Here is a 9,879-nt window from a genome sequence, read left to right as displayed (position 1 = left end):
TTCGCCATCCGATACGATGTGATGGATCGTCACCGACAGCACGTGATCGTCCGCCCCGAGTCGCAACACGCGGGCGCGCCACAGCGGCGCGTCGGCCGTGAGGTCGAACGGCGCGAGCGCATCCTCGTCGGTCAGCGCGGCCGCGCGGGCCAGCGCATCGGTTTGGGCCGACAGGTCGATCACCGGCAGGTCGACGGCAACGTCTGCGTCGATCCGTTGGCCCGGCAGCGCGCCGTCGCGGGCGACGAGCCGTGCACGCAGCGCCGGATGCTCGGCTGCCGCATCCGCGAACGCGGCGCGCAGCGCATCGACATCGAGCGGGCCGCGCACACGCAGCGCGACCGGAATGTTGTACGCAGCGCTGTCCGGCTGCGCGCGCCACAGGAACCACAGGCCGAGCTGCGCGGGTGACAGCGGCCACACGCCGTGAGCGTCCGGTTTGGCCACCGCGACGCCCGGCGCCGTGGCGCCGGTATGCGCGGCGCGCGGCGCATCGGCCACCTGCCGCGCGTATTGCGCGAGCACGGGCGCCTCGAACAGCGCGCGCACCGGCACGTCGCGGCCGAGCCGTTCGGCCACGCGCGTCGCGACACGCACGGCGGCGAGCGAATGACCGCCGAGATCGAAGAAGTGATCGCCGCGGCCGACGCGCTCCAGGTTCAACACGTCGCACCAGATCGCCGCGAGCGCGGCTTCGTCGCCGTCGTGCGGCGCCTCGTACGCACGTTCGACGCGCACCGGCGCCGGCAGCCGCGCACGGTCGACCTTGCTGTTCGCGTTGCGCGGCAGCGCGTCGAGCACGATCAGTTGCGCGGGCACCATGTAATCGGGCAGCGTGCGACGCAGATGCGCGTCGAGCGTCGCGGCTTCGACCGGCTGCGCGGCCGCCTGCGCTTCGGCGGTCAGCTCGACGTACGCGACGAGCTGCGCGAGCGCGCCCTGCCCGTGCACGACCGCGCAGGCTTCGCGCACCGCATCGTGTGCGGCGAGCTGCGCTTCGATTTCGCCGAGTTCGATGCGCAGGCCGCGCAGCTTCACCTGGTGATCGACGCGGCCGATGAAATCGAACACGCCGTCCGCGCGGCGCCGCACGAGGTCGCCGGTACGGTACAGTCGCGCGCCCGGCGCGCCGTACGGATCGGGCACGAAACGCTCGGCGGTCAGCGCCGGACGGTCGAGGTAGCCGCGCGCGACGCCGATCCCCTCGCCGCCCAGGTACAGTTCGCCGATCACGCCGACCGGCAGCGGATGCAGCCGCGCGTCGAGCACGTGCGCGGTGCGCGCGCCGACCAGCGTGCCGATCGGCAGATACGCGGCGTCGCCGAGCTTCGCGAGCTCGTCGCCGGGCCGGAACATCCACAGCGTCGGCGTGATGACGGTTTCGGTCGGGCCGTAGCCGTTGACCACGCGCACGTTCGGCAGCGCGCGGCGCAGCATCGCGAACGCCTCGCGCGACGTCGCCTCGCCGCCGACGGTCAGCGAACGCAGCGTCGGCGGTGCGCCGTGCGCGAGCGCCCATTCGGCGAGCTGGGCGGCGCAGCCGGGCGGCACGTAGGTCATCGTCACGCCGTCGCGGATCATCATCGCGCAGGTCTGCGCGGGCGGCCACAGCACGTCGGCCGTCACCGACACGGCGGCGCCCGACATGTATTGCGAAAACCAGCCTTCGTGCGCGCCGTCGAAATTCACCGACTGGAACAACAGGAACACGTCGTTTTCACCCGCGCCGTAGCGCTCGGCGATCGCCGCGCAATGCAGCGCGAACGACGCGTGGTCGACGATCACGCCCTTCGGCTTGCCGGTCGAACCCGACGTGTAGATCGCATACGCCGCGTGGCCGGGCAGCACGTCCGGCAGCGCGACGTGCGCGGCTTCGTCGAGCGCATCGATTGCGTCCGCGCGCCAGATGCGCAGTTCAGGCAAGTCGGGCAGCGACGCGGCGCTCGCGGCGTCGGTCAGCACGTGCGCAATGTTCGCATCGCCGACGATCTGCGCGAGCCGTTCGCGCGGATGCGCCGGATCGAGCGGCACGAACGCGGCGCCCGACTTCAGTACCGCGATCAGCGCGACGAGCAGGTCGACCGAGCGCTGCAGCGCGACGCCGACGCGCATCTCGGGGCGCACGCCGGCCGCCACCAGGTGGCGCGCGAGGCGCGCCGCACGGGCATCGACTTCGCCGCGCGTCAATGCGCGATCGATATCGGCGACGCCGCGTGCGTCGGGCCGCGCGTGCGCATGGGTGGCGATGCGTGCATGCACCGGTACGAACGGCTCGGCCTCGGTCGCGCCGGCCGGCGCATTCCATGCGAAAAGCTGCGCGCGTTCGTCGGCAGGCAGCCAGTCGAGATCGCCAATCGGCAGATCCGGGCGCGCGAGCGCGTCGGTCAGCAGCGTGACGAAGCGCGCGACCAGCCGCGCGATCGCATCCGCGTCGAACAGGTCGAGCGCGTAGATGAAGGCGGCGTCAAACGTGCCGTCCGGCGTCGCTTCGACGGACAGCGTCAGGTCGAATTTCGCGGACGGCGTGCCGGACGGCAGCAACGCGGCCGACGCCGCGCCGAGGGGCGGCAGCGCGCGGCGTTCGCCGTACGCGGCCATCACCTGGAACAGCGGATGGTGGCTGGCGCTGCGCGGCACGCCGAGCGCGTCGACCACCTGCTCGAACGGCACGTCCTGGTGCATCTGCGCGTCGACGAGTGCGCGCTGCGTACGCGCGACCAGCGATGAAAAGTCGCCGTGCGCGGGCACGTCGACGTCGATCGCGAGCGTGTTGACGAAGAAGCCGATCAGGCCGGCGACCTCCGCGCGCTCGCGGTTCGCGGCCGGCACGCCGACGCAGATCCGTGCGTCGCCGGTCGCGCGCGCCAGCAGCGCATCGAGCGCGGCGAGCAGCACCGCGAACGGCGTCGCGCCGGATGCGGCCGCGAATGCGCGCAACTGCGCACCGATGCGCGCGTCGAGCGAAAACACATGACGCGCGCCGCGCGCACTGCGACGGGCCGGCCGCGCGGTTGCGCCCGGCAGCGTCAGCACGCCGCGCTGCGGATCGAGCCGTTCGCGCCAGAACGCGAGCTGACGGTCGCGCTCGCCGGCATCGAGCCAGCGGCGCTGCCACAGCGCGTAGTCGGCGTACTGGATCGGCAGCGGCGCGAGCGGCACCGGCCGGTCGGACGCATACGCGCGATAGAACGCCGCGAGTTCTTCCAGCATCACGCCCGACGACCAGCCGTCCGACACGATGTGATGGACGGTCAGTGCGAGCCAGTGATGCGTCGCGTCGAAGCGGACCAGATGCGCGCGCACCAGCGGCGCCGTGCCGAGATCGAACGGTTCGGCCTCGTCGGCCGTCGCGACGGCTTCCGCACGCGCTGCGCGCTGCGCGTCCGGCAACGCTTCGAGATCGGTTTCGCGCCACGGGCAGCGCAACGGCGCATGGATCGTCTGCGCGACGCCGTCCTGCGCTTCGTCGAAGGTCGTGCGCAGCGCCTCATGGCGCGCGATCAGCGCATCGCACGCGAGACGCAGCGCATGCCCGTCGAGCGGGCCCGTCAGCGCGAGGCGCTCGGTGATGTGATACGCGTCCGGCGCATCGATCAGCCGCGCGTGCAGCCACAGCCGCGTCTGCGCGAACGATGCCGGCACGCGGTCGCTGCGCGGCGTGCGCGGCGGGATCGGCAGCACGCGGAAGTCGATGCCGGCCGCGCCGAGCTTGTCGATGAAGACCGCGCGCTGCGCGTCGGGCAGTTGCGCGAAACGCGTCGCGAGCGCCAGCCAGTCGGGTTGAACCTTCGTCATCCGTCGTCCTTATTGGGTTTCCAGTTCGCCGAGCAGCGCGTCGATCGCGCTCGCCGCATCGGTCGCGCCGCGTGCCGCGCAGGCCGCGTCGATCGCTTCCGCGCAGCGCGCCAGCGTGCGCGTGTCGAACAGCGTGCGCAGCGGCAGCGCGAGCCCCCAGTGCAGGTTGGCCTGCGCGTGGGCCTGCGTCGCGAGCAGCGAGTGGCCGCCGAGCAGGAAGAAATCGCCGTCGCGGCCGATCGCGTCCACGTGCAGCACGCGTTGCCAGATGTCGGCGAGCGCGCGTTCGGTGTCCGTCGCGAGTTCGACGGCTGCGGTTGCTTCACGCACCGGCGCGGGCAGCGCATGGCGGTCGCACTTGCCGTTCGGCGTGACGGGCAACGCGTCGAGCTCGATCAGCTGCGACGGCACCATGTACGCCGGCAGTTGCGCGCGCAGTGCGTCGAGCAGCGCCGCACGGTCGAGCGGGCCGGCGTCGCCACGGGCGACATAGCCGATCAGTTGCTCGTCGCGCACGATCACGACCGCATCGTTGACACCCGGCGCCGCGCGCAGCAGCGCCTCGATCTCGCCCGGCTCGATCCGCTGGCCGCGCAGCTTCACCTGCGTGTCGACGCGGCCGAGGTAGTCGAGCGCGCCGTCCGCGCGCCGTCGTGCGAGGTCGCCGGTGCGGTACATGCGGGCGCCCGGCACGAACGGATCGGGCACGAAGCGCTCGGCGGTCAGCGCAGGACGGCCGAGATAGCCGCGCGCGAGGCCTGCGCCCGCGAGATACAGTTCGCCGGTCGCGCCGGCCGGCACCGGCTGCCATGCGGCATCGAGCACGTGCAGTTGCAGGTTCGCGATCGGATGACCGATCGGCACCGCGACCGCATGCGCGTCATCGGGGCCGCAGGTCCAGTGCGACACGTCGATCGCGGCTTCGGTCGGCCCGTACAGGTTCACGAGCGTCGCGTTCGGCAGCAACCGCGCCATCTTCGCGACGAGTTCGGGCGCCAGCGCCTCCCCGCTCGCGACGATCAGGCGCACGCTGTCGCATTGCGCGGCGGCCGAGAAATCGTCGAGATGCGCGGCGAACGCGGCAAGCATCGACGGCACGAAATGCAGCACCGTCACGCCGTGCGCGTGGATCGCGGCGGCCAGGCGGGCTGGGTCGCGGTGGTCGCCGGGTGCTGCGATCGCGAGCTTCGCGCCGATCGCCAGCGGCCACACGAATTCCCACACCGACACGTCGAAGCCGAACGGCGTCTTGTGCAGCACGACGTCGTCGCGCGTCAGCCGGTACGCATGCTGCATCCACGCGATCCGGTTCGCGAGCGCGCCGTGCGTGTTGCCGGCACCCTTCGGCTTGCCGGTCGAGCCGGACGTGTAGATCAGGTACGCGAGCTGCGCGTCGTCGGTCGCCGCGGTTTCATCGTCGATATCGCCCGCTTCGTCGGCCAGCAGATCCGCGACCGTCAGCAGTTGCGTATCGGCGCCCTCGCCCAGCGCGGCCTCGACCTGCTCGCGCAGATGTGCCTGCGTGATCGCGACGGCCGGCCGCGCGTCGCGCAGCAGGTATGCAATGCGCTCGGCCGGATAGTCGGGATCGACCGGCAGATACGCGGCGCCGGCCTTCAGCACGCCGACGAGCGCCATCACCATGTCGAACGAGCGCTCGACGCACAGCGCGACCGGCGTGTCGGGCTGCACGCCGCGCCGGCGCAGCACGGCCGCGATGCGCGACGTAGCGGCGTCGAGTTCGCGGTAGGTTGCACGCTGCACGCGGCCGTGCGCGTCCGCGTATTCGAGTGCGATCGCGTCGGGCGTCGCCCGTGCCGCGTCGGCGAATTGCAGATGCAGCGGCTGCCGTTGTTCCATCGGCCAGGTCCGTGCGGTGTCCTGAGCGCGCACCAGCGCGTCGCGGGTCGCGTCGTCGGCGATCGACAGCGTGCCGAGCAGCGCGTCCGGCGTGCGGGCCAGCGCATCGAGCGCGCAAGCGAACGCGCGGTGCCAGGTTTCGACCTGACGCGCGTCGACGCGTGCGGTGTCGTAGCCGTAGTCGATCGTCAGTTCGGCGCCGCTCTCGATCACGAGCGTCAGTGCGAAATCGGTCGCTTCGATGCTGCGTACGCCGCTCAACGCCAGCGCGCGCGGATCGGCGTCACGCGCGGTGTCGTCCACCGGATAGTTCTCGAACACGACCAGCGTGTCGAACAGTGCGCCGCCCGACCCGCGCGCCCGGCGCTGGATGTCGGCGAGCGGCGTGTGTGCGTGTTCGACGGCCGCCGCGTTCTCGCGCTGCAGCGTTTGCAGCCAGTCGGCCGCGCGTTGCTGCGGCGCCGGCGCGGTGATGACCGGCAGCGTGTTGATGAAGAGACCGAGCACCGAGTCGACGTCCGCGAGCGCGTCGGGGCGGCCGGCGACGGTCGCGCCGAACGCGACGGCCGGCTGGTGCGTCATCCGCTGGAGTGCGAGCGCCCAGGCGCCCTGCACCAGCGTGTTGACGGTCAGCTTCAGCGCGCGGGCGGTCTGCGCGACGCGCGCCGTCGTGTCGGCATCGAGCGTCGCGCGCCACGTGACCATCTCGGCATCCGCGCGGTCGGCCGTGCGTTCCGCGATCAGCGTCGGTGCGTCGAGCCGTGCCAGGCGCCCGGTCCAGAAGCGCTCGTCGGCGTCGCGGTCGCGCGTGCCGAGCCACGCGATGAAATCGCGATAGCGCAGCGCCGGACGGCTCGCGAACGGCGACACGGCGTCCGGGTCGCGGTAGTCGCGCAGCACGTCCGCGAGCAGGCGCGCGGTGCTCCAGCCGTCGAGCAGCACGTGGTGACGCGTCCAGACGACCCGCCACGCGTCGTCCGTCACGCGGATCAGCGTGAGCCGCATCAGCGGCGGCTCGCGCCAGTCGAAACCGCGCGTGCGGTCGGCCGCGAGCCACGCGTCGAAATCGGCATCGAGCGTGTCGCCGCGCGTGCGCCAGTCGAGCTGTTCGACCGGCATGCGTGCGTGACGATGCACGCACTGCAGCGGCGCGGCTTCGTCTGGCATCACGCTCGTGCGCAGGATGTCGTGACGCGCGACCGACGCGTCGAACGCGGCCGCGAGCCGGTCGGCGTCCAGCCCGGTGGCGGTCGCGACGAGCTGGTTCACGTAGCTCGCGTGGCCGGGCGCGAACAGCGCATGGAACAGGATGCCCTGCTGCATCGGCGACAGCGGATAGACGTCGTCGATCGTGCGCCAGTCGAGCGGCGCGCGTTCGATCGCGGCCTGCGTGAGACCGGCGGCCTGCGCGAGCGGGAAATCGCCCGGCGTCGCGCCGGCGCCGCGATGCGCGACGCGCGACGCACATGCATCGACGAGTTCGCGCAACGCGGTGGCGAAGCGTTCGGCGAACGCGTCGATCGTCGCGCGTTCGAATTGCGGCGCACCGTAGACCCAGTGGACCTTCAGCGTGCGCGCGCCGTCGCCGTCCGCGTCGAGGTACGCATGGATCGCGAGCGTGTTGCCGAGCGGCCCTTGGGGATCGCGCTCGACGCCGGTGCCGCCGAAACGCGGGACGAGCATCGCATCGCGCGGCGCGTCGAACTGGCCGAGATAGTTGAACGTGACGCGCGGACGCGGCACGGCAGCCAGCGCCGCACGCGTGGCCGTATCGCCATAGTGCGCGAGCACGCCGAAGCCGAGCCCCTTGTGCGGCACCGCGCGCAGCGCGTCCTTGACCGCGCACAGCGTGTCGCGGGCCGTCGCTGCGACCGGCAGCGTCACCGGGTAATGGCTCGTCAGCCAGCCGATCGTGCGGCTGGCCTCCGCGTCGTCGAACAGCGCTTCGCGGCCGTGTCCTTCCAGTTCGACCCGGCACGATGCGGCGCCGCGCGCGCCGGCCAGCGCCAGCGCGAGCGCCGCGCCGAGCAGTTCGATCGTCTGCGTGCGATAGGCCGCGTGCGCGTCGGTCAATGCGGCGCGGGTCAATGCCGCGTCGATCGTCTGCACGACGACGGCGGCATCGGCGTTCGTCGCCGCTGCGTCGGGGTGATCGGGCACGATGTCGTCGCCCTGCGCCATGCCGGCCCAGTAGGTAGCTTCACCTGCGAACGGCGACGCCGGTTCCGTTGCCGCGCGGGCAAGCCGTGCAGCCCAGGCGTCCGCGCGCAGGCCCGGCTGCGACAGGCGGACCGGCGTGCGTTCGCATGCCGCGCGGTAGGCGGTGTCGAGGTCGTCGAGCAGGATGCGCCACGACACACCGTCGACGATCGCATGGTGAATCGCGAGATAAAGCCGCGTCGAACCGTCCGGCAGCCGTGCCGCGCACGCGCAGGCGAGCGGCCCGCGGCCGAGGTCGAGACGGCGTTGCAGCGCGTCGAAGCGTGCCAGCGCGTCGGCTTCGTCGCGTGCGGCGACTTCGACGAACGGCAGCGCGTCGTACGGCTTCGCCGCATCGCTCGCGTGCCACGTGCCGTCCGCGCCGCGTGCGAAGCGCTGGCGGAATGCGTCGTGATGCGTGAGCAACGCGTCGAATGCGCGTGCGAATGCGTCCGCGTCGAACGCGCCGCGCACGTCGAACGACACTGATTGGTTCCAGTGGCCGCGGTGCGGAATATCGAGCGCGAAGAAGCGTTGTTGTGCGGGCGTCAGGATCGGGGTGGCGGCCGGTGCGGCAGTGGCAGTCGCGGTCGGAACCGCACTCGCCGGCTGCGCTGCGACGGCCGTATCGTCCGTTTTCGCGATGCGCGCGAGTTCGGCGACGGTCGGCCCGTCGAACAGTTGCTTCGGCGTGAAGCGCACGCCGCGCTTGCGGGCACGGGCGATCACCTGCAGCACGAGGATCGAATCGCCGCCGAGTTCGAAGAAATTGTCGTCGCGTCCGACCTTCGGCGCCTTCAGCACGGCCTGCCAGACGTCGGCGAGCACCGTCTCGACTGCGCCCTGCGGCGCATCGCTGGACGCGCCCACAACCGGCACGGCGGCCAGTTCGCACAAAGCCGCGCGATCGATCTTGCCGTTCGCGGTCACCGGCAGGCGCCGCAGTGCGACGAACTGCGCGGGCACCATGTAGTCGGGCAACGTCGCGGCGAGCGCGGCGCGTACCGCCGCTTCGTCGAACGCCACGCCGTCGCGCATCACCACGAACGTCGCGAGCCGCAGGCGGCCGTCGTGCTCGATCGCGAGCGTTTCGGCCTGCGCGATCGGGCCGGCCGCGCGCACGGCCGCGCTCACCTCGCCCGGCTCGACGCGGTAGCCGCGAATCTTCACCTGATCGTCGATCCGGCCGAGGAATGCGAGGCGGCCGTCCGTGCGCAACCGCACGCGGTCGCCCGTGCGATACAGCCGCGCGCCGGGCGTGAACGGATCGGGCACGAAGCGCTCGGCGGTTTGCGCGGGGCGGCCGAGGTAGCCGCGCGCGACGCCCGGCCCGCCCAGATACAGCTCGCCGGTCGCGCCGGTCGGCACGCACGCGCCGAACGCATCGAGCACCAGCGCGCGTGCATTCGGCAGCGGCAGGCCGAGCGGCACGCCGCTCGCGGGATCGCGCGCGTCGGCGGCAATCGACGCCGTGTCGCACGCGATCGCGCCGACGGTCGCTTCGGTCGGCCCGTAATGGTTGATCACGCGGCACGCTGGCGCGAGCGCGGCCAGGCGCGCGACGAGCGCCCACGTGAGCGTTTCGCCGCCCGTCACGAGCGCGTGACGCGGCAGCACGTCGGCCGGCACGCGCGCGTCGAGCAGCGCTTGCAGATGGCTCGGCACGATCTTCAGCACGCCGACTTCACGGCGGCGCATTTCGTCGGCGAACAGGTCCGGATCGAATGCGCACGCAGCCGGCAGCAGGTGCAGCGTGCGGCCCGCGCACAACGCGCCGAACAGCGTCGTGTGGCCGAGATCTGCCGCGACTGTCGAGACCATCGCGAACGATGCGTCGGGCGCGAACGCGAGTTCGTCGAGCATCCCCTGCACGTAGTCGGCCAGCGCGCCGTGCGAGACGACGACGCCCTTCGGCGTGCCGGTCGAGCCCGACGTATAGATCAGGTATGCGCCCTGTTCCGGGTGCGGCGCGACGCGCACGCCGGCCGCGTGGGCGAGCGTCGCGTCCTGCGCCAGCGCATCGAC

General features: G+C 72.2%; 2 protein-coding genes. Both read right to left on the bottom strand.

The window, feature by feature from the left end:
* Nucleotides 1–3,795: non-ribosomal peptide synthetase (locus JMF86_RS07990; protein WP_201316931.1), on the bottom strand; the 3,795-nt coding region annotated here is incomplete at its 3' end.
* A 9-nt stretch (nucleotides 3,796–3,804) separates the two neighbouring features.
* Nucleotides 3,805–9,879, bottom strand: a 6,075-nt coding sequence (locus JMF86_RS07985; RefSeq protein ID WP_201316930.1) for a non-ribosomal peptide synthetase, incomplete at its 5' end; no start/stop codon positions are given.

The sequence above is a fragment of the Burkholderia sp. E168m15 genome, from assembly GCF_016586105.1.
In the GTDB taxonomy this organism is placed as follows: Bacteria; Pseudomonadota; Gammaproteobacteria; order Burkholderiales; family Burkholderiaceae; genus Burkholderia; species Burkholderia orbicola.
Note: the sequence above shows the minus strand (reverse complement) of the source record. Positions and strands in the feature narration are given on the sequence as shown.